This window comes from Luteimonas sp. GW821-FHT14E02 (assembly GCF_058803905.1).
In genome coordinates this window covers 68,596-93,774 of the sequence record NZ_JBXAPK010000007.1, presented here as the reverse complement: position 1 = coordinate 93,774, position 25,179 = coordinate 68,596, and the positions used below count along the sequence as shown (strand labels likewise).

Genomic DNA, 25,179 nt, shown 5'->3' with positions numbered 1-25,179 from the left:
GGTTGCGGTTATTCCCATGCTTCGTGGATCGTGCTTCGTGGACCCCGCCGCGGCACTCAATGGCGCCGCGGTTGGATTGGGTGACCGGCGATCGCCTCTCCCGTCCGGTTACTTCGCGGAACCGGGTGCGGCGGCACGCAGCGGATGCGCCTCCGTGTTGAAGGTGACGCCGTCGAAATCGAGGGTTTTCTTGGGCGAAAACAGCAGATAGAAATACTTGAACGTCTCGGCGAAGACGAAGCTTTCCATCGAATCCTTCTTCTCTTTTGTCCGCACATCCTGCAGCGCGGCGTAGCCATAGCGGGTGCGGCAGTTACGGACGAAGTCCTCGAAGAATTCACGCCCCATCACGCGATAACGCGCATCTCCGGTGTAGTGGTGCAGGTAATACGCCGACTCGATGATCTCCGGACGCAACGCGTAGCCCGGCGAGAGCACTTTCATTCCGGCGTAATCCAGGGATTCGGGCTCGATGCCATACAACCGCCACATCTTGAGCCCTGAGTCTTGCAGCCGGCGCGCACGCTCGACATCGCCGCCGAGCGCGAGCAGGGCCGGCATGAAGGCATCCAGCGCACCATAACGTGTCTCGGTGCGTCGACCGGTGCGCATGTCGGCATGGCCGTACCACAGCTCGCCTTGCCGGACTTCGTCGGCGAGATAGCGATTGACGCCGACGATACTGGCCTCCCACATGCGCTTGCAGTCCTCGTCACCGAACAGGCGCCAGCACTTGTAGAGATACTCGTAGTAGGAATCGATGCCGCCACCGATGTGCGCATCGGAATCCGTCCACTCGCCGCTCTCGACGTCGATCGCGGCGCCGACCAGGCCCGTGTCCTTCGCGCGACGGTTGTAGGTTTCCACCAGCGCGCGCTTGGCCTTGTCGTAGAACACCGGCTTTCCGCTGAGCTTGCTCAGCATGCCGAATTCGAGCAGCAGCGTGCCGGTCTCGGCGGGATTGCTCACCTTGCCGCTGGTCTTGCCGGTGCGCAGATTGACGTGGGTGTACGGCAGGCCCGTCGGTGATTCAAAGACCGGCAGCAGCCGCTGGCCGAGGTCTTCGGCGAGCTTCAACAGCCGCGCGTCGCCGGTGAGCTGATAGCCAGACAGCAGCCCGCCAAGCAGGCGGATGGTGATCTCGAAGTTCTGCACGTCGAGATCGCGATCGAAGGACAGCTGGGTGACGATGAGTTCACGCGCTTGCGCGGCTTCCTTGTCGAGCCCCATCAACAACAGCGTGTCGAGCGCGTCGACCGGCGTCATCAGCAGCGGCTCGGCATACCAGTCACGCGCCGCCTTGCTCAGCGGCTTGAGATCATCGTGGCCTCGTGCGTAGCGCCAGTAGTTGCGCCAGGCGTGACGCGTTTCTTCCTTGACGCGCGCGGCGAGCTTCGCCGCCTCAGCATCGGTGATCGCGGCGGATGCTGCCTTGGCAGCGGGCGTCTCGGCGGGTGCGGCGAGCGGGACCAGCAACAGCGCGGAAGCAAGACAGAGGGCGGCCAGCGGTTTCATGATCATGGCAAGGCTCACTTCGTGCTTTCGGAAGATGTTGGCTCGGAAGGTGCTGCGGATGTCGTCGCGGATGCGGCGGTCTGCGACATCTCCCAGACCGGCTCCGGGGAGCCTGACAGCGAACGCAACCGCAATGCCCGGCGCAACGCATCGGGCGTGACCGTCGTGCCCAGGTGCAGATGGACCGGCTCGCCTGGCAGCAAGGTCAGCGCGTTGTCGGACAGCGTGACATCGCGGTCGCCGAAGTCGAGCCAGACGCCACGCATCAGACTGCGCGCGTGCAATTCGAGCGCGTAACCGCCGCCGTCGGGGCGCAGCGTCGCCCGCACCGCCGGCGCCGGCCACACCAACTGCTTGGCGGGACGGAAATAGACCACGCGCCGCGAGACCGCCCGCCCTTGCACCCACAACTCGAACACGGCGGCCGTGCGTCGCGGATCGGCGCCTCGCAGCAGTTCCTTGTCGGTGAGCATGGCCGCCTGCTGCGCGCCGAGCGGCTGCAGCGTGATCTGCTTGCGTTTTTCGCGCAGAAGTCGCCCACCGAAATCCAGTACGCGCAATCGCCATTCCGCATCGACCGGCGTGGTCATGTCCGAGATCAGCGACACGCGCGTCTTGCCATCCTTGCGCAGTGGCGCGATCGCCAGTGGCGCGAAGAATCGGCGCGCGTGGAAGTGCAGCGGCTTCCAGCGTCCGTAGTAGTCCAGGCTCGACCACGACGCGCCGGGCCAGACATCGTTGAGTTGCCAATACAACGACCCCATCGTGCGCGGCCGCGAAGCGCGGTGGTGCAAGGCGGCCAGTTCGATGCCATCGGCCTGCACCTGCTGGCTCAGGTAGACGAAATCGGCGAAATCGCGCGGCTCACCGTACTCGCGACGGATGTAGAGCAGCAAGCGCTGATTGCCGTCGCCGGCCAGGAATTTCTGATGCGCACGGATCACCGGCGCATCGATGCCCTGCTCGCCGGGTTTGGCGAACGTGTCGACCGTGCGCAGCGAAGGCCACGCCTGCAGACCGTACTCGGACATGAAGCGCGGCGTGACGTCGAGATACGCTTCCGGCGGCCGCGCCGGATTGCCCCAGACTTCCCAGTAGTGCTTGTCGCCGCGATCGGTATCGTTGGCCTTCTCATCGAGATCGTTGCTGGGCGAACTCGACCAATACTGAATGTTGCCGCCGCCCTCCTCGGCCACCACCTGACGCAAATCGCGGCCGAACAGCTGCACGTAGCCTTCCCACACCGTCTTGGCAAAGGTCGGGTCGGCTTCGGTCAACGTCTTGCTGTGCCCCCAGTCTTTCCAGGCCGTTTCTTCTTCGTTGTTGCCGCACCACAGCACCACGCTAGGGTGATGACGGATGCGGCGCACGTTGTCGCGCGCCTCGGCGACGACATTGGCTCTGAATTCCGGATCGAAAGCCGGCGGCATGCCGCCGCCGAACATGAAGTCCTGCCAGATCAGCAGGCCGAGTTCGTCGGCGATGTCGAAGAAGTCATCGCTTTCGTAATAACCGCCGCCCCAGTTGCGCAACATGTTCATGTTGGCATCGCGCGCGGCAGTGAGGTCGCGGCGCAGGCGCTCGCGCGTGACGCGTGCGGGGAAGGCATCAAAGGGAATGACGTTGGCGCCCTTGGCGAAGATCGGCACGCCGTTGATCACGAAGGCGAAGCCCTGGCCTGTTTCGTCCTTGTCGCGGCGCAGCTCGACGGTGCGCAGCCCGATGCGCTTGCGCAGACTGTCCTGCGCGCCGCGGCCGGCAAGCCGCGCCTCTACGGTGTACAGCGCCTGTTCGCCATAACCGACCGGCCACCAGCGGCGTGGCTGCGCGATCTGTACCGGCACATCGATGTCATTCTCGCCGCTGCGTAGCGTGACGTCCTGGCGGATGGCGGGCAGCGGCTTGCCGTCAGGCGCGGTAACGACGATCTCGATCGATGCGGTCCGCGCTTTGTCGCTTTCTATCCGGACGCGAGCATCGACATCGGCGCGCTCCGCATCCAGCGTGCGCTGCACGACTTGTAGGTCCGCGATGCGGGCCGCATCCCAACCCTCCAGCCGAACCGGACGCCACAAGCCGGCGGTCACGTAGCGCGGCCCCCAATCCCAACCGTAGTGATAACCCGGCTTGCGCGCGAAGTTACCGGTCATGGCGTCCTTCGGCTCGTCACCGTAGGGCGAGGGATAGTTGCCGGCGATCTTGTGCGGCATCGCCTGCACGCGCGGGAGCAGCCGGCGGATCGGCGAATCGAACACGACGATGAGTTCATTGCCGCGCTTGCGCAGTTTGCCGTCGACCGGAATGCGCCAGGTACGGAAGCTGTTGTCGGTCGTGGCCAGGCGCTCGCCGTTCAACCAGATGTCGGTGAAGGTATCGACACCCTCCAGCACCAGCACCGCGTGCGTGCGCTTGCGCACGTCCGCGCCCGCGTCGAAGCGGGTTCTGTATTCCCAGCGCGACAATCCGATCCATTGCAACTCGGCTTCCGCCGCGCCGACGTAGGGATCACGGATCAATCCGGCCGCGAGCAGATCGGTGTGCACGTTGCCTGGCACGCGCGCGGTGTGCCAGCGCGCGGCCTCCGGCTGCTTCGCGACCGCGGGATCGTCGGTCGCGAGGCGGAACTCCCAACCGTCATGCAGCGGCACCGATACCGGTGGCGCCGCCTGCGCGAACCCGGCCCACGTTCCTAACAGCAACGCCGCCATCACCGCGAGCCACCCGCGTCGACGCCATTCCGCATGTCGCATCCGCTTCCTCCCCGCCTGTCCCGGCGCGATTGGTGTCAATCGAACTTATAGACAAATTCCGCAGAGATCTCGCGACCCACTCGCGAAAACACGCGCTCGTTGGCATAGATGAAGAACATCTTGTACGGGTCCTTGTATTCGGCTTCGTCGAACAGGTTGTCGACGTACAGATTGACGCGGGCTTGCTCGGTCAGCTGATAACCGGCCGTGAGATTGAAGTAGATCGGTGCTTTCAACTTGCCCACGTGCCTGCACACGCTGGCATCCTGGCCCGGCAATGTCGGCGCGCATTCGCCGTATCGATCGCCGTTGGTGTGGCCGAGCCGGTTGGCGAACAAGGTGGCGGTCCACGGGCCGCGTTCCCAGCTCACGCTGGCGCGGGCGAAGGTGCGGATTTCGTCGTCGCGCCCTTCCAGCAATGGCGAGTTAGGGCTGCGGCGCGTGTTGGTCTTCAGCTGATTGGTGTAGTTGAAGGCGAAGCTGAAGTCGCCCCATGCGGTAGCCGGGATGCGGTAACGCGCGGATACGTCGACGCCCGCCACTTCACGATAGGAAAGATTGATCGGGCCGCTGAACACCGATTGCACCTGCCCCAACGGATAGTTGCTGTCGGGCAAACCGGACGCGTTTGTGCCCGGCGCGCTGCGGGTCACGCGCGAGGTGATGCTGCTGCATTCCGCTGAGCCGGGAGTCACGCGAAGCGGGTCGCTCGCGTTCTTCGGCACGCCGTTGATGCATTCGCTTTCCAGTTCGAGGATATCGGTGATGCTGAAGTCCTGGACCTGGTTGTCGATGGTCATGCGCCAGTAGTCCGCGCTCAGCGACAGATTGTCGGTCGCATCCCAGACGAAGCCGGCGCTCCACGACTTGCCGGTCTCGCTCTCGAGGTTCAGGTTGCCGGTGCGGGCAATATCGTGCCGGTAGTACAGATCCTGCGTACCGCAGCTTGGCTGCATGTCGCGTCTCACGCAGTTGGCGATATCGGCGTCTTCCTGGGTGCCGGTGCCGCTGGTGGCGAACAGGTAATGCATGTCGGGCGCGCGGAACGTGGTGTTGTAGGCGGCGCGCAGCAGCAGCCTGTCAACCGGACGCCATTCCAGGCCGGTGTTCCAGGTGAAGTTGCCTTCCTTGCGGCTGTCGTCCTTGTAGTGGTCGTAGCGGCCGGCCGTGGTCAGGTTCAACGAGGCCAGCAGCGGGAATTTGAATTCGACGCCGGCCGCGTAACGCTTGCGATCACCGCCGCCCTGATTCACGCCACCGGGCTGGTCGTACTGCTTGTTCGGACCATAGGTCAGCGGATCGGGACGCAGGCGATAGCCTTGCGAGCCGGCTTCCAGCACGCCGGCGAATCCCACCGGGCCCGCCGGCAGATTGAACAACTCGCCATTGACCGCGAACTGCGCCTGGTTCATCCACGACTCGGCGCTGCTGTGACCATGCGTGGTCATGGAGCGGAACGCATCGGCCGACATCGGGCTCCAGAAACGTTCCTGGTTGAGCGTGTAGATCGGCGTGCCATCGGCGGTCACGCCCTGTTGCTCGCCGAGGAAATAATTGTCAATCGCCCCCTGCACGATGGCGGGGAAACTGAAATCCACCTTGTATTCGGTGCGGCCGATCGTGGCGTCCCAGTCGAACTTGTCGCCGAAGTGGCCGCGCAAACCACCCGCCACATCCCAGGATCGCTCGTTGGTATAGAACAGGAACGGTGTGCGGCTGCCGCCGGCCTCGCGCACGGTGAAGGCGCGACGTCCCTGCATGCGCTGGCCCAGTTGCGGGTCGTACCAGCTGCCGCCGCGGCCTTCCAGCAAGGTGAAGCGCAGCGCTTCGTCCTGGCGCGATTCACCTTCGCTATCCCACAGCGAGGCGCTGACCCATGCCTCCATGCCGTTGTCGAAGTTGTATTGGAAGTTGCCGAACGCCGACTTGTTGTCGGAACCGTTGCGGAGGCTCCACAGCGCATTGCCCTTGCCCTGGGTACAGCTGTAGCCGGGAAACTCGGGCGCGTTGCCTTCGTTGCCGACGAAATTGTGCAGCGGCAGATCTTCGAAGCGATCGCAGGCGCCAGCGGGGGGCGTGATCCGCTGTTTATTGTTGACGTCGATCAGCTCCACACCCCAGATCCACGGCCAGGCGTCGTTGACGAGTGGCTTGACGCGGGAAGAGGGCTCGTAATCGGAATCGACGAACTCGCGATCCCCCGCGAACAGCGTCTCGCGGCCGCTCCACTGCAGACCGTAGGTGGCGCTCCACTTCTCGCCGGTGCGTCCGCCGACCCAGGACAGGTCGAACGAATCGCCACCGCCGCGCGTGGTGGTGCCGCCTTTCAGCCGCACTTCGTCGCCGTTGTAGTTCTTCTTCAGGATCACGTTGATCACGCCGGCCATCGCGTCGGAGCCGTAGATGGCCGAACCGCCGCTGGCCAGCACTTCGATGCGCTCCACCATCGCCATCGGGATGTTGTTGAAGTTGGCGAAGTTGCCGCGGCCTTCATACGGCAGCGGGTAATCGGCGACGCGGCGACCGTCGATCAGCAACAGCGTGCGGCCGGGGCCGAGGTTGCGCAGGTTCAACGGACTGGCATTGGGCGTCGGCCCCTTGTTGACGTCGGCCTGCACCGTGCCGGTGACTTCGGTCAGCGTGGACAGCGCCTCGTAGACGTTGGAGAAGCCTTCGCGCTTGATCTGGTCGGCGCTGATGATCGTGACCGGCGCCGGGCCTTCGACTTGCGCGCGTTTGATGCGCGAGCCGGTCACAGCCACCTTTTCCAGTTCGGTGGCGGCCGGCGCGGCGCTCGCGGCCGGCTGTGGCTCGGACGATTGCGGCCCGGACGGCTGCTGCTCAGACGGCTGCGACTGTGCGGATGCCGCGTGCGGCACGGACAGCACCGTCAGCAACGCGGCGGCCAGCGCGGATGTCCGGATCTTTTCTTGCGTGATCTTCCCCTTCATGCCACTCCTCCCAAAGAGCATTCGAATATCGAACTCGTAGTGATGTGTTTTATTGGTTTTGAACGATCTAAATCCACTCGCGCGATCGCCCGTCCACAGCCGTCGAACGGCTTTAGATGGCGATCCGTTGTGTTGCGGCGATCCCTCGCTCGGAATCGATGCGTCGGTGCGATGCGCACCGGCTCACGATGCCGCCCCCTTGGGTTTGCAGCTGCTGCCTCGTATCACCAATCGCACCGGCGCGGTGGTCTGCCTTTCCTCGCCTTCTTTCGTGCCGATGCGTTGCAACAGGAGTTCGGCCGCCTGCCGGCCCCGCTCGCGCGGGTCCACCGCCAGCGTCGTCAGCGGTGGCGCGGCGAAAGCGGCTTCGGGAATGTCGTCGAAGCCGGTGACCGCGAAATCCTCGCCGGGCTTGCGCCCGTGCCGCACCAGACCGAGCATCAGGCCGAGCGCGACGGCGTCGTTGTAGCAGACCGCCGCGGTCGGCGCGTCCTGCGCGCTGATGTTCTCGAACAGCCCATCGGTGCGCGTGGCCGCATCCAGCCGCGTCGGCGCGGTCTCGACGAACCAGTGCGGCAGCGGCTCGATCTTCGCCGCGCGCATCGCATCGGTGAACCCCGCCCGGCGTTCGCGGCACGAACTGGAATCGGCGTGGCCGCCGAAGAAGGCGATGCGGCGATGGCCGAGTTCCAGCAGGTGTTCGGTCGCCATGCGCGCGCCGTTGCGGTTGTCGAGCACCAGGAAATCCCAGTGCGCGCCGGTCAGTTCGCGGTTGAAGACGACCACCGGCGAGCGCTGGCCGAGCACGCGCTCCAGACGCTCGCCGTCGCTGTGTTCGGCCGGCGAGAGGATCACGCCCGCGGGCTGGTGTTCCATCAGCGACGCCAGCACCGCTTCCTCGCGCTCCGGCGATTCGCTGGTGTTGCCGAGCAGGGTGACGTAGCCTCGCGCGCCCACCGCTTCGTCGACGCCGGCGGCGAATTCGGCGAAGAACGGGTTGGTCAGATCGTTGATCACCAGCGCGATCGATGAAGACGTGCGCCGGCGCAGGTTGGCGGCGCTGCGGTTGTAGATGTAGCCCTGTTTCTTCAGTTCCGCTTCCACGCGGGCGCGCGTGTCGACGTGCACCAGCGGGCTTTCACGCAGGACCAGCGACACCGTTGCGCGCGACACGCCGGCGGCCTTGGCGATGTCGTTGACGGTGATGGCCTGCGTCGAGCGTTTGCTCGTCTGGCTGGCCTTCGGCTTGGTCCCTTGCTTGCCTGCTGTCACGGCACGGCTCCTGACATGTGTTGTCCTCGCGTCGAACACGGCGAAGACGGCAGCGCATCCGCACGCGTTCCCCAGCCCTGCTCGGGAGGCGTTGTGGTCAGGTCGAACCGGAGCGTCCCGCCTTCTTGCAGGCGCTTCCAATCGACCCAGACCTGCAGCTGCGACTTGTCGTCGTAGCGAACATTCTCCACGTACTGTACGCGATTCGCATCCGTGCCCGGCGCCTCGATGCGCAGGGTCTTGCCGTTGCCGAGATCGAGTTCGACCTGCTCGAAGCGCGGCGGATTCAGGAGGAACTGCCCGGTGCCCGGCACCGCCGGATACAGGCCAATGCTGCTGAACAGGTACCAGGCCGACATCGTGCCCAGATCGTCATTGCCGGTGACGCCGTTGGGCGCGTTGGTGAACAGGTGTTGCGCCGCGCGCAGCACGGTCGCCGTCTTCCAAGGCGCGCCGATCAGCGTGTACATCCACGGCGCGTGCAGGTCGGGCTCGTTGTTGGGGTTGTAGCGATACTGGTTGTAGTAGCTGTAGGGGCCGACCACCCAATGCTTGCGCGCTCCCTGCTGCGGATCGGCGAGCAGATCGTCGTAGGCGAAGAACAGGTCGAGCCGCTGCAGCGCCTTGTCCTTGCCTTGCATCGCTTCGACCAGGCCATCGGCGTCCTGCTGCGCCAGCCATTGGTATTGCCAGGCGGTGCCTTCGTGGAACCCGTGCTGCGAGCGCGGGCTGTAATCGCCGCGCGGCGAGGTGTACCAGCCGCCGCCCTCCACGCGCGGGCGCGGGAAGCCGGTGAGGCCGCTTTCGTCGCGCGCCTGCGCATCCCAGACGCGATGCCAGTTGCCGCCGCGTTGGCGCAGCACCGCGGCATCGTCGGCATGTCCCAGCGCGCCGGCCATCTGCGACAGCGCGCAGTCCGCCAGGGCGTACTCCAGCGTAGCCGAGCCGCCATGGGTCGGATCGAGATCCATTCCCTTGGCGGGAAGCGCGCGGTCGTACTGGACGAACCCCTCTTTCAGGTAGTTGGTGTTGCCCGAGCGCCCGGCGTGTCGCGACTGCAGCGGCGGTACACCGAACGCGTTCTTGCGCAGCGCGGCATACGCGGCCTGCTCGCGTCCCTGCAGCGCGCCGAAGCGCCACAGGTCGACGAGAAACGGCGTCACGGGATCGCCCGTCATGATGTTGGTGTCGAAGTTGGCGTAGCCCCAGCGCGGCAGCCAGCCGCCCTGTTCGTCGATGGCGAGCAGCGAGCGCGCGATGTCGCGCGATTGCTGCGGGCGGATCAACGCCAGCCACTGGTTCTGCGAACGATACGTGTCCCAGAGCGAGAAGTATTCGTAGTAGGTCCAGCCGTCGGCGCGGTGGATCTGTTCGTCGTAGCCGCGATAACGGCCATCGGCGTCGTTGCCGATCAGCGGCTGCAACAAGGTGTGGTAGAGCGCGGTGTAGAACACCTTGCGATCGTCGGCGCTGCCGCCGCGCACGCGCACGGACGAGAGTTCCTGCTGCCAGGCGGCCTGCGCGTGCTTGCGCATCGCCTCGAAGCTCAGCAGCTTGCCGCCCTGCATGCCGTCGCTGCGCAGGTTGTTGCGCGCGCCCTCGGCGTCGACGTGCGAAATGGCGCTGATCGCGGTGACGCCGCGATCCTTGCCGAGATCGAAACTCACCCACGCGCCGCTGGGCTTGGCCTCGCCTTCCATGCTGTGGCGCGCGCCGGGACTGGCGCCATCGCCATCCCAGGTGCCGAAGGCGCGGAACGGGCGGTCGAACTCGATGCGGTACCAGGTGGTGTACTGCTGGCCACCGCAGAAGCTCTTGCTCACCAGCTTGCCTTCCACGACGCGGTCACCGACCACGTTGATCGTGCTGCCGATGATCGAGTGCCGCTCGGCGGCCTGGCCGACATTGATCAGGATGTGCCCAGTCTTCGCATCGCCCTCGAAGGTGTAGCGCTCGGCCGCCGCGTGCGTGCGCGCCGTGGCTTCGGCGGTGATGCCGCCGTAACTGGTCAGGCGCACCTTGTAGTAACCGGCCTGGCCGACTTCGCCCTCGTGCGTGTAGTCGGCGCCATAGAGTTTGTGATCGAAGCTCTTGGGATTGCCGGTGTCGAGCGTGCCGCCCGCACCGATCGTGCCGGTGATTGGCAGGACCGACACCAGTCCGCCCTGCTCCCAGCAGCCGGCGCCGGAAATGAAGGAGTGTCCGAAGCCGCGGATCTTGGGATCGTCGTAGCGCCAGCCCGAGTAGTGCGAGCCAACCGGGCTGACCTGAATCTGCCCGAACGGCGCGGACGCGCCAGGATAGGTGTTGCCATCGTCCTTGGTACCGATGAAGGTGTTGACCTCGGCGGCGAGCGATGCGTCGGCGGCGATCGCGGCGCTCGTACCCAGCCCACCAAGTATCAGCACGGCCAACGCGGCGCGATGCAGGAGCCGGGGACGTGCCATGGAGGCCGCGTCCGGCACGAGGATCTGTCGCGCGCGCGCGAGGATTTCGAGGCGTTTTTTCGTCGACATGTCGCCCTTGGAGTTAGATCGATCCAAACACTCGGGAAATTTTTTTGGAACGATTCAATGTGCAACGTTCCCGGACGTAATGCATCTTGCAGTGCATCAAAAGTCGGCCTCCTCTCACTTGAGAACCCCGCTGGGGAGGCGCCGCCCTCTTGGTCGGAAGGGCTACCGTCATGCCAGATATGATGTAGGCCAGTCCTCCCCTTCTATTACGCATGAACCATAAGCCACACGCGGCATTCGTCGACGAGCATCACCTTCGCGTAGGCGATCTCGATTTTTATTGTGCTTACGAATGGGGTTGGGCTGAATCAACCCCTGACGGTTTCTTTTCAATGCAAAAGAACCGGGCGCAAGTTGAACGCTATCTTGAGTTATCCTCGCGCTTCAAACCCGAAATCATCGTGGAACTTGGAATTCGACAAGGGGGCAGTACAGCGCTGCTTCATGCTCTGTACCAACCCGACTTGTTAGTGGCTATTGAACTCGCCGCGGAACCGGCATCAGCCCTTTCCAATCACATCGAAACTAACAGACTGAAGTCGATAATAAAACCACACTACGGCGTGAACCAAGCCGATCGTAAGAAAGTCTCGTCGATCATGGAGGATGAACTGCACGGCAGGCACATTGATTTGATTATTGATGATGCTTCGCATCTGTTACTTGAAACACGAAGCTCCTTCGAAACACTATTCCCGCTATTAAGGCCCGGAGGGCTTTATGTAATCGAGGATTGGAATTGTGACCACCTCCTAGCAGATGGTATTGAAGCCATTTCTGTAGACCCCACTCATCCTAAACATGCAGAAGTGGCAGCGGCAATAAAATACAAGGCCAGTAAAGGTTTGAGAGTCGAGCCTTGTTTAGTTCGTCTTCCATTAGAACTAGTATTGATCAGAGCAAGCTCGCGCGACATCGTTCGCGAGATCAGGATCATGGACAATTGGCTAATTATCCAACGAGGCAATGAGCCTGCCGACACAGCATCATTCCGAATTGATAATTTCTTGAGAGATCATTTCTCCAACCTCAACCCCGCATTCGGAGCTTAAAAAATCCCGCCTGTTTGGCGGGATTTACCATCTGCCTGTCTTACGGACGACGCTTATATTTTTTTATCATAGATTTGTTTTCATTCAAAATAGCCTCAACAATCCACGCAAAGATACCACCAAAAGAAAAGAAAGCAGCCTTACAGATCCACGTCAATCGCTTTAACCAACCCTCTTGAGTGGTCACTCGATAATTTTCATACAATGCAATCTTTCGCATCGCCAAATTACGCTTGCTAGTTTTCTTTTGAGTCAAAAGCCTCAATCCTTCTCTTAATTGCAATATCAAGAATCTCTAACGGCAACAAGAAAAAAATAACGCCGAAGAACAAAAACAAAGCTCTTTGTATACTAAACGCATCAAAATAGGCAAAAAACAACACGACTAACGCTATAAAAAAACCAAGAAGCAGAGATGATTTTTTTGCAAACTTTGCCGCCTTGACATATAAATCCATATCAAATGAATGATTTATCCCCCTTAGAGTAACGATGCAAACAAGTAGAATCGCCACCAGTAGGATTGACAAAATTAGAAGCGGCTTATGAAGATTTGGAATCAAAATACATAAAAAGCTCACAGCTGACATAAGCAGGCAAAGTTTAATCCGAAAATAAATATCAAACCGAATCATTTCTTTTCACATCCGCACTCTTTCCAAATGTTTTCCATCAGCTTGACGGATTCTATCGCAAATCCCAGAACGGCAAGCCCTCTGCCTATTGTCCTCAACCCACTGTTCAAGCCTTTCCTTGATTCAATCGCTCTCTTTAACTCAGTTTGCTCTCTTCTATTCCTATCCAGGCGCTCCAAATCCCGCAGACGCCTATAGGCTAGAGCGTCCGATCTAGCCGTACCTGCTTCCGTAGCAAGTGCAGTTGTCTCCAAAGCACCAGTCGACACATCCAATGAGTTCGGCTCTTCGGTTAAGGCCTTTACCAGGCCAATAGGCGACAGGTTAACCATGGCATTAATAAATTGCCTACTTTCACACTCCCCAATCGCCTCATTAGGACCTCCAACATAGACCCCAGGTCCCACGGTAATCAAACCTAGAGGATCAGCATTGCTAACCGGGTTGGCTTCAGCATAAAGATAACTATTGATTCCGCCATTAAATCCTATAGGATCTGACTGAATATATCTTCCCCTGTTAGGGTCGTAATAACGATTTATATTGTACCAATACCCAGATTCTTCATCATAATACTGTCCGGGGAAACCAATGTTCAATCCCCCAATGCTGTCAAGTGTCACTTTGCGATCGAATGCATAATTACTGGTTCGCCACACGACTGCCTGCGCCCCATTGGTGGCAACCTCCGGTCGCCCCAAATGATCGTTATGCACGAAACTGAGTTGACTTCCTCGAACTAGCCCAACTAATTGGTCGCCAAAGTAGAGATAGTTGGTCCAGACATCCCCTTCGTCCTTATGCTCAGCCAACAACTGGCTACCTGGCGTATAGACATATCGAAAATGACCTTGTTCAGCTGCTTTATATACACGCTCGTTGTAAGTATTGTAACTATAACTAACAATCGTTTCTGGTCCTGCCGTGATTGTCGACAAGCGATTGAAGGCATCGTATGTTCTCGCCCCCCAGCCAAAATTGGTCGTATCCACCCTACTCTCGTTGCCGAGTGCATCATAAGTAAAGTTAGACGTACCGAATGGTCCGACCTGATTGGTTAAATGGTTGCTGGTAGTCGAGATTTGGTATGTAGTTGCTCCCCACCCATCAGAGTCGGCTGTACGATTACTATTAGCATCGTAAGTAAAGGTCTCGTTGGCATTAGTTGCAGTAACCTTCGTCAGTCGGGACAATTCGTCATTCTCAAATGCTTGCGTTAGACTCGCATTAGCGCCATTAGTGACCTTGGTTATAATATTGTTGGCATTGTAGGCATACGTTAGACTCTGGATCACCTTGCTAGTGTTCCCTGCGCTCACTCCCGTTATTCGGCCATCGATATCATAGTTATATCCACGATTGAGGCCATTTCCGTAGGCCCAACTCGCAGCTGGACCGAAGGGTTGGTACTTTGCGCCCGTTATCAGGTTGCTAACCGCCCCGCCTATATTGACTGTCATAGTCGATAACTTGCCTGCGGTATATCCATAACCAACCGCCACACCGTTCGGATACTTAATATTGCTCAGACGACCTAGGCCATCATATCCATAGAGAGTTTGATAATCGGATTGAACATTGTTACCAGTCGTAAACTCTCTACGAATAGTAATCTTACCCTCCGGAGAATACGCATACACTAAATTGGCATTAGGAGCCGAACTAGCGCAAAAACGCCCCTTACCATTTGTGCACGTATCGTAAGTGAAGCTTTGCACTTTGCCCCCCACCTCGATCTTCGTTTCTCTCCCCAAAGTGTCGTAGCTATAGTTCACCACGCTGCCATCATTACGCGTCATGGTCATTCGCTGACCAGAGATATTGTAAGAAAATGTAGTTGTTCCAGTGTCAGGGCTGACTTGCTTCCACAATTGCCCAAACCCATCCAATGTATAAGATGTTATCTTTCCTCTGGGATCTGTTACGCTAGCCAAGTTATCACCTGCATCGTATTTAAACTTGGCAATACCTCCCTTCGCATCTTTCGACTCCACAACACGATTTAGAGCATCAAAGGTGAGAGTAGTCGTTTGACCCAACGAATCTGTTGTTGTCTTCAGGTTATTGTTGTTGTCATAGGTATAACGGATGTTCTGGCCATTGTTTCCTCGCGCAGCTCTAATACGGCCAATTTCGTCATAGTCAATGTAGCTGCGCAACTTGACAGCAGTTCCGACCTTATCTTCGATTTTCGTAACGTTTCCCGCCAAGTCATACGTATAAGCTCTTTCCTCGCGCGCACCATCATCGATCAGCACGCCGGACACATCTCGATAAATACGATTAAGCCGTAGCGCAGGACTGTACTCATATACAGTTTTGACGCCATCTGGCGTTGTAACCGTGGTCATATTGCCAGCGCTGCCGTACCGAAGCTGCGTGTCATACCAAACTCCATCGCGCGCTTCTCGCTGGGTATAAAGACGCCCAATGGCATCATAGACATAGTCCGTCGTAGCACCATTTGCAGTTACGACTCGACCTGGTAGACCTAGTCCATTGAAATTTAAGTAGGTCGTTTTATGGCCGAGAGAATTCTCAGTCGAGACCAAGTCACCCGATGTGTTGTATGCCATCTTCACAGCATCACCGACACCCGAGATCGGGCCATCAATCACGACTGAGGCTATCAGGCCATTCGAATGCTTTGTATAAGTGAATGTGGTATCACGCGCTTGATTTGCTACACCATTGCTGCTGAGATTGATCTCCCGCTGCTTTGAAAGCAATCCATCGGCCGTGTATGTGAATTCGGTTTTCTTGAGCCCAGCAACTGTCATGCTTGTCATGAGATCAACATTGGGATCCCACGCGTAGGTCGTAGTCCGCGCTTGTGTCGTGCCGTAAGCTTCAATCTTCTTCAACAAACGGCCCTTGGTGTCGTAATCATGATCAGCGACGACATTGTTTGCGTCAGTGACTTTATCGACCTGATCGTTGGCATCATAAGTCGTCGATGATGCTGTTGCCGGACAGTATGTGGCAGCTTTTCCTGCAAAAGCAATTGGGCGCCCATTCTTAAACGAATACGTCTCCACTCGGTTGAGTGGATTAGTAACCTCTGTTTTATTAATCGTATATCCATCAGGGTCCGTCTCAACAAGGTAACGGAACGTATATTTATCGACGCCGCCAGCATGCTCTTCTGACGTGATCTTCCCATTCACATCATAGGAAAATGTTGAATACCTTACACCACTAAACGATTTTCCTGTTAGAGCGTAAGGATCAACAGCGTCTTCATAATGATATGTAACATTGACCCCAGCGCTCGCCTGTGTATGCGATTGCAAAATTAAAGATGGCGTGCCATCACCATCATCTATATTTTTATATGTGTAGTTATGCAAATTCCCTTGCGGATCCCGTACTTGATTCACTACGAAATTTGCATCTCTAATAAATTCGATATAACGTCCAGATGAATGAGTCACCTTTGTAACGAATGGAAACCCTTCATACGTCCACTTTTCTCCTGTCGGGCTTGTTCTTGAGGAAATCGAAGCGCCACTCGCGAAGGCCTCGTATGTCTCAACATATCTGCCTTCCGCATAATAAGTAAACTTATGTGGAGCCGTCAGAACGAGCTTAGTGTTGGACGTATCGTTCGGCGTCTTCCATGTCCCATCTGCTTGCTTGTAGTAAGCAAGCTTCCGCGCATCAGGTCTATAGAGAACGATTTTATCAGCTCTACTCTCATCGCATTCAAATATTCCGCACGCGTCCGGTGGGATCGATTCGATGACTAGACTGTAGTCGTGATTGGTAATCCATTTCTGGCCCCAACCTGTTCCAAAGACACCCAGCGCACCATTCCAATAATGGTTATATGTTCTAGTTAGGCCGAGACCATCATTGTTATTTGACTCAAAGTCAGTCTCTTTCTCAATCTTGTTTCCCGTCCCCAAGACGACAGGATTTCCGACGCAACCGCTTTCTGTGGACGGCGTCTTTGGCAACTCGACATCCTCACTCGGTATATCTTGCTGCACAGAGGTGGTATCCCATCCCCCGCCGCCCCAGCCACCACCTCCACCACCCCAACCACCGCCTCCGCCCCCGCCAAAGCACAGAAGTCTTCCACCATTACTCCTATGATCGGGATCAAATCCCGAATAGAAGCATTGATAGGCATGGGCTTCGTTACCACCAATATAACTACCCCCTACTACGATAATTAGGCAGCCAACAATCGCTCTCCGAAGATTGCCTCTTGAGCTTTTTGATACTTCACACCCAAAACTTCTCATGGATACTTTCCCTTATGTCCGAAGCTGAAAACACTCACCAATCCCGCCATGAAACGATGAATAACTAATATCTCCTTTTCCCTCTATCTCACCAATCCCATTTCCGCCAAGCCGCGACAAGAAACCTATAGCCTTCCGCGTAGAACAGCTTTGCTTTCTCTGAAAACTCTCGACTCCAATACCGCCTTCCAGCAGTCCATCCATGACCGTTCTGCGCAGGCTTCTTTGCTGTTCTTTCTGAGACGAAATCAGATCAGAAATTTCATTCAAATAGGGAATGACCTTCAACCGCAGCCGATCCATTACGACATCTCGTCCGCCCCGCATTTCCTCGACGAAGCCATGAAACCCAGACTCTCTGGCTCTCAATGAAGCCTCGACATACCATTGACGATTCCAAAGCTGTAAGCCCGCTGCCAGTGCGCCACAACCAGGATCAGCTTGCGCTGCAGACAATGCGATCGTTATCAGACGAGAGAAACGTCCATTTCCGTCGAGGAAGGGGTGCACGGATAAACAGAAAAACAGAGTAACAGCAGCGAAATCGAAGACATCTATGCCTTTATGCTTACTGTTCAACACAGTTAGCAAGTCGTCAAAAAGCGCTTCAACAGAGTCTTCAATTGCGAAAACTAAAGAATCCTCCCCTGCAGCTACCCCAGAATAAACAATATCTGTGCGTAGCCGACCTGCTCTTTCGCCCGCCATGGATGCGGCGGCTTTCAAAAGATCAGCTTTTTTAAAGCTCTCAACTCTTTCTAGAACATAACGTCTAAATTGCTCACGAGCAGCAGCGCACAGCCTTTCTTCTCTTAATCCGTAGCGTTGCCGCAACATGGCGCCATATATGGCGCATGCCAAGGCTTGGCTCACGAACGGATCTTCCGGCGGATCCACCGTCACTTGGCGGACATTGGTGATGAGCCGCGAAAGCAGTTCTGGCGTGAAGTACCGGAGCGGCTGTTCCAGCCTGATCGCAGGGACATGGGTTTGCCATCCCAGCGGTACGTAATCTTTCAATTGCTCCCCCTTGCAACCACGCACATCCTAATCCGCTTCAATCACACATCGTTGATTGACACAAACCGCAGTCGCCAGCACGTTAACATGATGGTGCCTGACCGAGAAAGCGCTTCGGCCACTTGGGTGAAGAAAAGTCGACTGGTGAATCTTGACATTTATGAACAGGCATCACTTTGCTGGATGTATTTTGACTTTGAACAACCCAAAGCACTTTGGAACAGTTATCACGAGATCATGATCTTGAGGCACAAAAACAAAGCGGGGCGCCATAGGCGCCCCGCTTTGCTTGACTGCTGTTTTATCCGACGACTCAGAAGCGATACTGCGCCGAGACGCCAAACAGATTGGCATGGCCGTCGTACTTGCCATCCAGGAACGCGCCCTGGCCCGAACCATTCGGGTCGCTGCCCAGCATGAGCTTCGGCGTGTCGGCCAGCTGGATGCGGGTGTAGCTGCCGGACAGTTCGAAGTTCTCGCTCGGGGCCCAGGTCAGGCCGATCGCGTACCAGTTGCGATCCTGGTCGGGCATGCGCGGGGTGCGATGCGGCAGGCTGATTGGCGATTCGTCGCGGGCGATACCGGCGCGCAGGGTGAAGGCCTCGTTGATCTTGTACTCGCCACCGAGCGAATACATCATGGACTTCTTCCAGCTGTAATCTTCCGCCGTATCGTCCTGTCCCGAGTCGAACTTGATGCGGATTTCCTTCAGTGAGCTCCAATCGGTCTGCGAAATCTCGCCCATCAGCGCGAACTGTTCATTGAACTGATAAGTGGCACTGATGGTGTCGACGCTGGGCAAAGTAAGTGCAGCATGGCCCCCAGTGTTCACGAAGTCATTCTGACGGCCTACAAGGGGCGAATCCAACAACGACCGAATATTTGAGGGCACATCGAATTTAGCCCTGCCGGAAATATCGTGATCAATCTCGGAACGGTGTGTGTAGCCAAGGGACAACTGGTCTGTGGGACGCCAGCTCAAGCCAAACAGCCAGCCTAGGCTGGTGTCGTCGCCTTCCACCGAGGCAAACCCATCGTTCTTCTGCGGGCCGTAAGGTGAAGTCGGACTACATAGGAATGCGGCGATCTTGCACACGCCGGTGCCGAAATCGATCTGATTGGACAATGTGACATCGGAACGCTCGAGGATGGCGCCGAAACCGACTGAGAAGCGGTCGCTAAGCTTGACCGACGCCGCCAGGGTCAGATCGACGATCCGGACATCGGATTTGATGGCGTGGTAGCGCCCCACCCAACCCCGGTCATACTGCGTCTTCAGGCCGAACGGCGCGCTGACCATCGCACCGAGCGTTAGGTACTCGAAGCGGTCGTGCAGCGGCAGGATGAAGGATATCGCCGGCACCGGGGTGACGCCGCCGGCGTCGCCGCCGTTGCCACCATTGAGCGGATTGCCGAGGCCGTCGGTACCGCCGCCCTTGTACTTGAAGGACAGATCGATCGCGGTGAGGTCGCCCTGCACGGTCTTCTGTTCAAAAGTCGACATCAGGGCCGGGTTGTTGACGACGACGGAGGCGTCGCCGAGCGCCGAAGCGGAGCCGGCCATGGCGCGGCCCTGCGCCTTGACGCTGTTTTCCTTGAGCTGGAAGGCCGAGGCGTGGACCTGGCCAAAGGCCAGGGCGCCGGCGACGCCCAGCGCGAGGGCGGAAATTTGGATAAAGCGGTTCTGCGTTTGCATTACGGTTCTCTCCGAGGGACAGGGTCTCGATTGCATTTCACGGCGTCGTGCGACATGGGCGATGTGTCCCGCCCTGCGTCGTCCCTGCCGGAAGCCCTCCCGACATACGCCGCCGCATGCACTATACCTCGATATGTGAAAATTTCGCTCATGCCAGGGGTCATGGCGAGGCCGGAGCGGGTATCTTGGCGGCCCCATGTTCGTTCCGATTCCGACCCGCCGCCATTCATCTTTACGCTGGGCCACGCCGATGCTGGTGGCCTTGCTGTGGCTGGCGTTCCTCTGGGCCAGCACGCGGCCCGACGCGGCGCAGCGCGCGCTGTTACTGGAGTGGGGCGCGTTGAGCGGCGGACAGCTGCCGGCCGACATCCTGCGCTCTTGGGCGGACGGTGGACGCTGGCTGCGCCTGATCACGGCGTTGTTCCTGCACGCGGACTGGGCGCACCTGCTTGGCAACCTCGTGTTCCTGCTGATCTTCGGTCTGCCGGCGGAACGGATGATGGGGCCGTGGCGGTTCCTGTTGCTGTTCCTGCTCGGCGGCGCGGTCGCCAATCTGGTGGCGGTGCTGGTGATCGGCGTGCCGGACCGGCTGATCATCGGCGCGAGCGGCGCGGTCTCCGCGGTGATCGGCGCGTATCTGGCGCTGTTCCCCGGCGCGCGGCTGGGCGTGGTGCTGCCGCTCGGCGTGTTCCTGGAATTCGTGCGCGCGCCGGCCTCGCTGCTGATCGGGATCTGGGCGCTGCTGCAGGTGGTGTTCGCCTACATCGGCCCGGCATTCGGCGCGGTGGCGTGGGCGGCGCATGTGGCCGGCTTCCTGTTCGGCGTGGGGTTCGCGCTGCTGGCGCGGGCGGGGATCGCGCGCAGGCTGCGCAAGCAGCGCGGCTATTGAAGCCGTTGCGCACGCGATCATTGCGTTGAGAGGCGAGCAACCCCACGTTTGAATCCCCGGTTCTACAATGCCCGCATGACCAGGTCCAAGACCGCCCTCTTCAAAGTCGTCTTCCACAATCACGGCAAGATCTACGAGCTGTACGCGCGCAAGGTATCGGCGAGCGACATCTGGGGATTCACCGAGGTCGGCGATCTCGTGTTCGACGTATACGACGGCGTGGTGGTCGATCCGACCGAGGAACGCCTCCGCGACGAATTCGGCAACACACGCGTGCTGCACGTGCCGATGCACAGCATCGTGCGCATCGAGGAAGTGGAAAAGAAGGGCCAATCAGCGATTCGCGACGCCGAATCCGGCGAGAAGGTCGTCACGCCATTCCCATTGCCCGCCAAGCCGAGGTAGTACCGATGTCCGCGTCGCGCCTCCGTACCTGCTCCCGAACGCTGACAGTTCTAGGACTCCTCGCGGCGACGACCGCATGCGATCGCGCGGCGGTGCCCGAACCACGCGTGGACGCACTGCCGCCCGCCGCGACGCCGGCGCCGCGCAGCGATGCCTTCGACGTCGTGGTCTCGCTCTCGCCGGTGGCGGCGAAGCAGCTGGCGCAGACGAAGGAAGGCATCATCGTGTCGGTCGACTACTTCGGCTATCCCACCGTCGCCGCGCAGCAACAGAAGCTCGCCGATCCGCGCGATCCGTGGATGACGCTCAAGCGCGCGCAGGTCGAACTGACCGCGAGCGGCGGCACGGCGCACTTCGCCGCCGTGAGTTTCGACGAGAAGCAGCTCGGCCTGATCGAGAAGGGCGAGCCGCAGGTCAACATCAACGTCTATTCGGCACGCAAGGCCTCGCAGGACAACGTGCTCGACTGCGGCATGTTCCAGGACACGCTGCAGGTGGCGGCGCAGGAACCGATCAAGATCGAGTGCAAGCTGATCGCGGAATAGACGCGGCGAAACGCGGAGCAATCCCGCGATCAGTCGATGATCAAACGATTATTTGCGTGCCTCCGCTGCCGGCGGTGTCGCCTTCGCGGTGGTCGCTGAGGGCTTCTTCAACTCCGTCAGCGCGGCGGTGATCGGTCCATCCCCTTCGAGCACGTCGCCAGCGTTGCTGCCGGCGATTTCCTCGTCGCCGCGCAGATGGCCGGGCAGCATCGCCTCGGTATAGTCCATCGGCTTGGCGTCGGCTTTCTCCGGCTTCAGCACCACGTCCGGATCGATGCCACGCGCCTGGATCGACTTGCCGCTGGGCGTGAAGTAGCGCGCGGTGGTCAGCTTGACCGAATCACCGTTGTCCAGCGGCAACAGCGTCTGCACCGAGCCCTTGCCGAAGGTGCGGCTGCCGATCACACGCGCGCGCTTGTTGTCGTGCAGCGCGCCGGCCAGCACCTCCGAGGCGCTGGCCGAACCGGCGTCGGCAATCACCACCACCGGCGCACCATTCATCAGGTCGCCCGGCACCGCGGTGAATTCCGCGTCGCTGACGGAGATGCGGCCGCGCGTGCTGACGATCTTGCCGCTGTCGAGCAGGTCGTCGGCAATCTGCACCGCCGAGGTGAGCAGACCACCGGGATTGCTGCGCAGGTCCAGCACGAGGCCGCGCAACTTACCTCCGGCGCCATCTTGGAGTTTGCGCAGCTGCTTCTCGAATTCGGCCGCGGTGTCGGCCTGGAATGCGCTCAGGCGGATGTAGCCGTAACCCGGCTCCAGCATGCGCGAGCGCACGCTGATCACGCGGATGGTTTCGCGCTTGACGGTGATGTCGAGCGGTTTCGCGGCACCCTCGCGCACGACGGTGAGCTTGACGTCGGTGCCGGGCTTGCCGCGCAGCGGGCCTTGCCCGTCCTCGTCGCTGGCCGGCGTGAGCGGCTTGCCGTCGACGGCGGTGATCAGATCGCCCGCCTTGATGCCGGCGCGCGCGGCCGGAGTGTCGTCGATCGGCGCGATCACGCGCACGGTGCCGTCCGGCTGCTGCTGCACTTCCACGCCGATGCCGTCGTAGGCGCCGCTGGTGTCTTCGTCGAATTCCTGGGCGTCGCGCTTCTCGAGATAGGCGCTATGCGGATCGAGATCGAGCAGCAGGCCCTTGATCGCCGAGGACATCAGTTTCTTGTCGTCCACCGGATCGACGTAAGCCTGCTTCACCGCGTTGTAGACGTTGACGTAGCGCCGAATCTCCTCGAGCGGCACCTTGGTGGCGGCGCTCTCGGCGGCATCCGGGTCATCGCTCGCGGCGGCCTTCTCGTCGGGAGGCGCGGCCGGCTGCGCCTGCGCGGGTGGTGTGCCTTGCACAGGCGCGTCCTGCGCGAACGCCGGACCCAGCAGCAGCGCGAGTGCGAGAATCGAAAGCGGTCGACGCATGAAACACTCCAGAATGACGTGGGTTCGACCGCATGCGGGCAGCCGGGTTCAGTCGATTATGCGGTGCGGCGGATGGGTTTCGTTAAACGATCCTGACCCGCACCGTTCCGTGCTCACTGTCGTTGCAGCCAGCCGCGGGGATCGACCGGCTGCCCATTGCGACGCAGTTCAAAATACAGCGCCGGCCGGCCCTGGCCGCCCGAACTGCCGACGCTGGCGACCGCATCACCACGCTTGACCTGCGTACCGGCATCCTTGAGCAGGGCGTCGTTGTGCGCGTACAAGCTCATGTAGCCGTTGCCGTGATCGATGATCAGGATCATGCCGTAGCCGGTCATCCATTCGGAGAACACCACGGTGCCGTCGGCGACCGCCTTCACGGTCGTGCCGGCGGGCGCGGCGATCAGCACGCCCGAACTCTTGCGCCCGTCAGGCATCGTGCCGCCGTAACCGGCCAGCAGGGAGCCGGACAGCGGCCAGCCCAGTCCACCGACCTGGATCGGCGCGGTCTTCGCCACCTGGACCGGCGGCTTGTACGCGCGCGGCGGCTTACCAGAGGCCACTTCGCGCTCGCGTTCACGCGCGGCCGCCGCGGCGGCGGCACGGCGTTCGGCCTCGGCGCGCGCCGCGGCGGCGCGCAGCTGTGCCAGCAGTTTCTGCAGCGCCTTCGCGTCCTGGCCGAGCGCCTTCTCGCGCGAGGCGCGATCGCGGTAGCGCTTGTCGAGGTCGGCCACGGTCTCGGCGCGTTCGCGCCGGTCGCTTTCCAGTTCGGCAAGCAGCGTGCGCTGCCGCTTGCGCGAGGCGCTCAAGGCCGTCTGCTTGTCGGCGATGTCGCGTTCCACGCGTTCGAGTTCGGCCAGTTCCGCGGTCAGCGTCTCGATGCGCCGCGCGCGATCACGCTGCAGGTAGCGGTGATAGGTGAGGGTGCGGTTGGCGTCGGCGGCGGTGTCCTGCGACAGCATCAGCTTGAGCGGAGCTTGATCGCCGACGGTATAGGCGGCGCGCAGCAGTTGCGTCAGCTCGGTGCGCTGCGCGCCGAGTTTCTTCTGCATGGCGTCACGTTTCGCGCGCAGCGCGGCCAGCGAGGTCTGCTGCTGCGCCAGTTCCGCCTCGGTGCTGCGCAGGGCACGGGTCGAGCTGCCGACCTTCTCGTCGACCGTGCGCAGCTGCCGGCTGGCATCGCCGCGCTGTCCTTCCAGCTTGCGGCGTTCGGCGGCGACGTCCTTGAGCTCGCGGTTGATCTTCTCGAGCTTGCGCTGGGCTTCTCGCGTGCTCTTTTGCGCTTGCGCATCGCCGACGAGGGCGACGGTCAGCAGTACCGCGATCAGGGCGAAACCACGCAGCACCGAGCCGGATGCCTTCCGCCCGGACAGGGCCGGCAGGGCAACGGATTTCGGGCACTGCCGGATTTCGGGCACGTCGTTGTAGCCAGTGACTTAGGACAGATGCGATTGTAGCGAAGCGGGTGCAGGCTCACCGCAACGGGCCGATGCCCTCACCCATCCCGCCGCACGCTGGAGTTCCACCCATGTCATTTTCGAGCATGCCCGCCTTGACCCCGACCCGCCGCCTCTCCCCCTTCGTGCTCGCCGTCGCACTGGCCCTCGCCGGCCCGGCCGCCTTTGCCGCCGACGACTCCGGCGTCAACAAGGTGAACGGCAGCATCACCGCCGAAGCCGGCAAGACCTACGGCGACCTGAACACCGTCAACGGCAGCGTCACCCTCGAGGACGGCGCCCGCACCGGTGATGCGGAAACGGTGAACGGCAGCATCGAGGCCGGCAACAACGTGACCACCGGCGGCCTCAGCACCGTCAACGGCAACGTCCGCGTGGGCACCGGCGCGCAGGTGAGCGGCGGCATCGAGACCGTCAACGGCAGCGTCTTCGTCGACCGGCGCAGCCATCTCGCCAAGGGCGTAGGCACCGTCAACGGCGCGATCGGCCTGGTCGCGACGGAACTCGGCGGCGGCATCGAAACGGTCAACGGCGACATCACCGTCGGCATCGACACGCGCGTGCACGGCGACGTCAAGGTCAAGAAGCCGAGCGCGAGCTGGATGCCGATCAGTCTCGGCAGCAAGCGCAAGCCGCGCATCATCATCGGCCCGAACGCGGTCGTCGACGGCGAACTGGTGTTCGAGCGCGAGGTGATGTTGTACGTGCACAAGACCGCCCGCATCGGCAAGGTCACCGGCGCCACGCCGGTCGCCTACAGCACGCCGCGCGCGCCTGCCGAGTAGTCAGCCACCCACCGGCACTCTCCTT

Annotated in this window: 15 protein-coding genes and 1 pseudogene; 5 read left to right on the top strand and 11 right to left on the bottom strand. The window is 60.3% G+C overall.

Annotation, left to right across the window (positions count from 1 at the left end; translation table 11 throughout):
- Window positions 1-108: 108 nt before the first annotated feature.
- From AC1RNP_RS12915 to AC1RNP_RS12895, 5 genes are all read right to left on the bottom strand, one after another.
- Entirely contained in the window at window positions 109-1,521 is a 1,413-nt protein-coding gene (locus AC1RNP_RS12915) for a glycoside hydrolase family 47 protein (protein WP_493051665.1), read from the bottom strand.
- Between the two features lie 8 nt (window positions 1,522-1,529).
- Entirely contained in the window at window positions 1,530-4,223 is a 2,694-nt protein-coding gene (locus tag AC1RNP_RS12910) for a beta-mannosidase (protein WP_493051835.1), read from the bottom strand.
- Window positions 4,224-4,300: 77 nt separating this feature from the next.
- Window positions 4,301-7,216: a TonB-dependent receptor plug domain-containing protein gene (locus AC1RNP_RS12905; protein ID WP_493051664.1), complete on the bottom strand. Its 2,916-nt coding sequence runs from the start codon at window positions 7,214-7,216 to the stop codon at window positions 4,301-4,303.
- 183 nt (window positions 7,217-7,399) lie between these two features.
- Window positions 7,400-8,488: a LacI family DNA-binding transcriptional regulator gene (locus AC1RNP_RS12900; RefSeq protein WP_493051663.1), complete on the bottom strand. Its 1,089-nt coding sequence runs from the start codon at window positions 8,486-8,488 to the stop codon at window positions 7,400-7,402.
- The gene (locus AC1RNP_RS12895; protein WP_493051834.1) at window positions 8,485-10,935 is read right to left on the bottom strand and encodes a GH92 family glycosyl hydrolase; all 2,451 of its coding nucleotides are present in this window, start codon (window positions 10,933-10,935) and stop codon (window positions 8,485-8,487) included. Before AC1RNP_RS12895 ends, AC1RNP_RS12900 begins: the two co-directional genes overlap by 4 nt.
- 281 nt (window positions 10,936-11,216) lie before the next feature.
- Between AC1RNP_RS12895 and AC1RNP_RS12890 the strand changes: the two genes are divergently transcribed.
- Window positions 11,217-12,056, top strand: a complete 840-nt coding sequence (locus tag AC1RNP_RS12890; protein ID WP_493051662.1) for a class I SAM-dependent methyltransferase — start codon at window positions 11,217-11,219, stop codon at window positions 12,054-12,056.
- Between the two features lie 236 nt (window positions 12,057-12,292).
- Here the strand turns inward: AC1RNP_RS12890 and AC1RNP_RS12885 are convergent, their stop codons facing one another.
- From AC1RNP_RS12885 to AC1RNP_RS12870, 4 genes are all read right to left on the bottom strand, one after another.
- Window positions 12,293-12,691 (bottom strand): hypothetical protein, encoded by a 399-nt coding sequence (locus tag AC1RNP_RS12885; protein ID WP_493051661.1) that lies wholly within the window; start codon window positions 12,689-12,691, stop codon window positions 12,293-12,295.
- On the bottom strand, window positions 12,688-16,941 hold the full coding sequence (locus tag AC1RNP_RS12880; RefSeq protein WP_493051660.1) for an RHS repeat-associated core domain-containing protein: 4,254 nt from the start codon (window positions 16,939-16,941) through the stop codon (window positions 12,688-12,690). Before AC1RNP_RS12880 ends, AC1RNP_RS12885 begins: the two co-directional genes overlap by 4 nt.
- A 12-nt stretch (window positions 16,942-16,953) precedes the next feature.
- Window positions 16,954-17,961: a Fic family protein gene (locus AC1RNP_RS12875; protein ID WP_493051659.1), complete on the bottom strand. Its 1,008-nt coding sequence runs from the start codon at window positions 17,959-17,961 to the stop codon at window positions 16,954-16,956.
- A gap of 313 nt (window positions 17,962-18,274) precedes the next feature.
- A complete protein-coding gene (locus AC1RNP_RS12870) occupies window positions 18,275-19,657 on the bottom strand; it encodes an OmpP1/FadL family transporter (protein WP_493051658.1) in 1,383 nt (460 codons plus the stop codon).
- Between the two features lie 196 nt (window positions 19,658-19,853).
- Here AC1RNP_RS12870 and AC1RNP_RS12865 point away from each other — a divergent pair, with 196 nt between their 5' ends.
- The 3 genes from AC1RNP_RS12865 to AC1RNP_RS12855 all read left to right on the top strand — a co-directional run bounded on the left by AC1RNP_RS12865 (window position 19,854) and on the right by AC1RNP_RS12855 (window position 21,496).
- Window positions 19,854-20,546, top strand: coding sequence for a rhomboid family intramembrane serine protease (locus tag AC1RNP_RS12865; RefSeq protein WP_226469555.1), 693 nt, complete (start codon window positions 19,854-19,856; stop codon window positions 20,544-20,546).
- A 75-nt stretch (window positions 20,547-20,621) separates the two neighbouring features.
- The gene (locus tag AC1RNP_RS12860; protein WP_493051657.1) at window positions 20,622-20,951 is read left to right on the top strand and encodes a DUF1820 family protein; all 330 of its coding nucleotides are present in this window, start codon (window positions 20,622-20,624) and stop codon (window positions 20,949-20,951) included.
- A 92-nt stretch (window positions 20,952-21,043) separates the two neighbouring features.
- On the top strand, window positions 21,044-21,496 hold the full coding sequence (locus AC1RNP_RS12855) for a hypothetical protein (protein ID WP_493051656.1): 453 nt from the start codon (window positions 21,044-21,046) through the stop codon (window positions 21,494-21,496).
- A 54-nt stretch (window positions 21,497-21,550) separates the two neighbouring features.
- On the opposite strand, the pseudogene AC1RNP_RS12850 reads toward AC1RNP_RS12855, so the two are convergent.
- Together AC1RNP_RS12850 and AC1RNP_RS12845 are read right to left on the bottom strand one after the other, a co-directional pair.
- Window positions 21,551-22,912 (bottom strand): annotated as a pseudogene (locus AC1RNP_RS12850) (S41 family peptidase); the annotation flags it as partial.
- A 113-nt stretch (window positions 22,913-23,025) separates the two neighbouring features.
- The gene (locus AC1RNP_RS12845; RefSeq protein WP_493051655.1) at window positions 23,026-24,330 is read right to left on the bottom strand and encodes a murein hydrolase activator EnvC family protein; all 1,305 of its coding nucleotides are present in this window, start codon (window positions 24,328-24,330) and stop codon (window positions 23,026-23,028) included.
- Window positions 24,331-24,464: 134 nt separating this feature from the next.
- On the opposite strand from AC1RNP_RS12845, the gene AC1RNP_RS12840 reads away from it, so the two are divergent.
- Window positions 24,465-25,154, top strand: a complete 690-nt coding sequence (locus tag AC1RNP_RS12840) for a DUF4097 family beta strand repeat-containing protein (RefSeq protein ID WP_493051654.1) — start codon at window positions 24,465-24,467, stop codon at window positions 25,152-25,154.
- Window positions 25,155-25,179 lie beyond the last annotated feature (25 nt).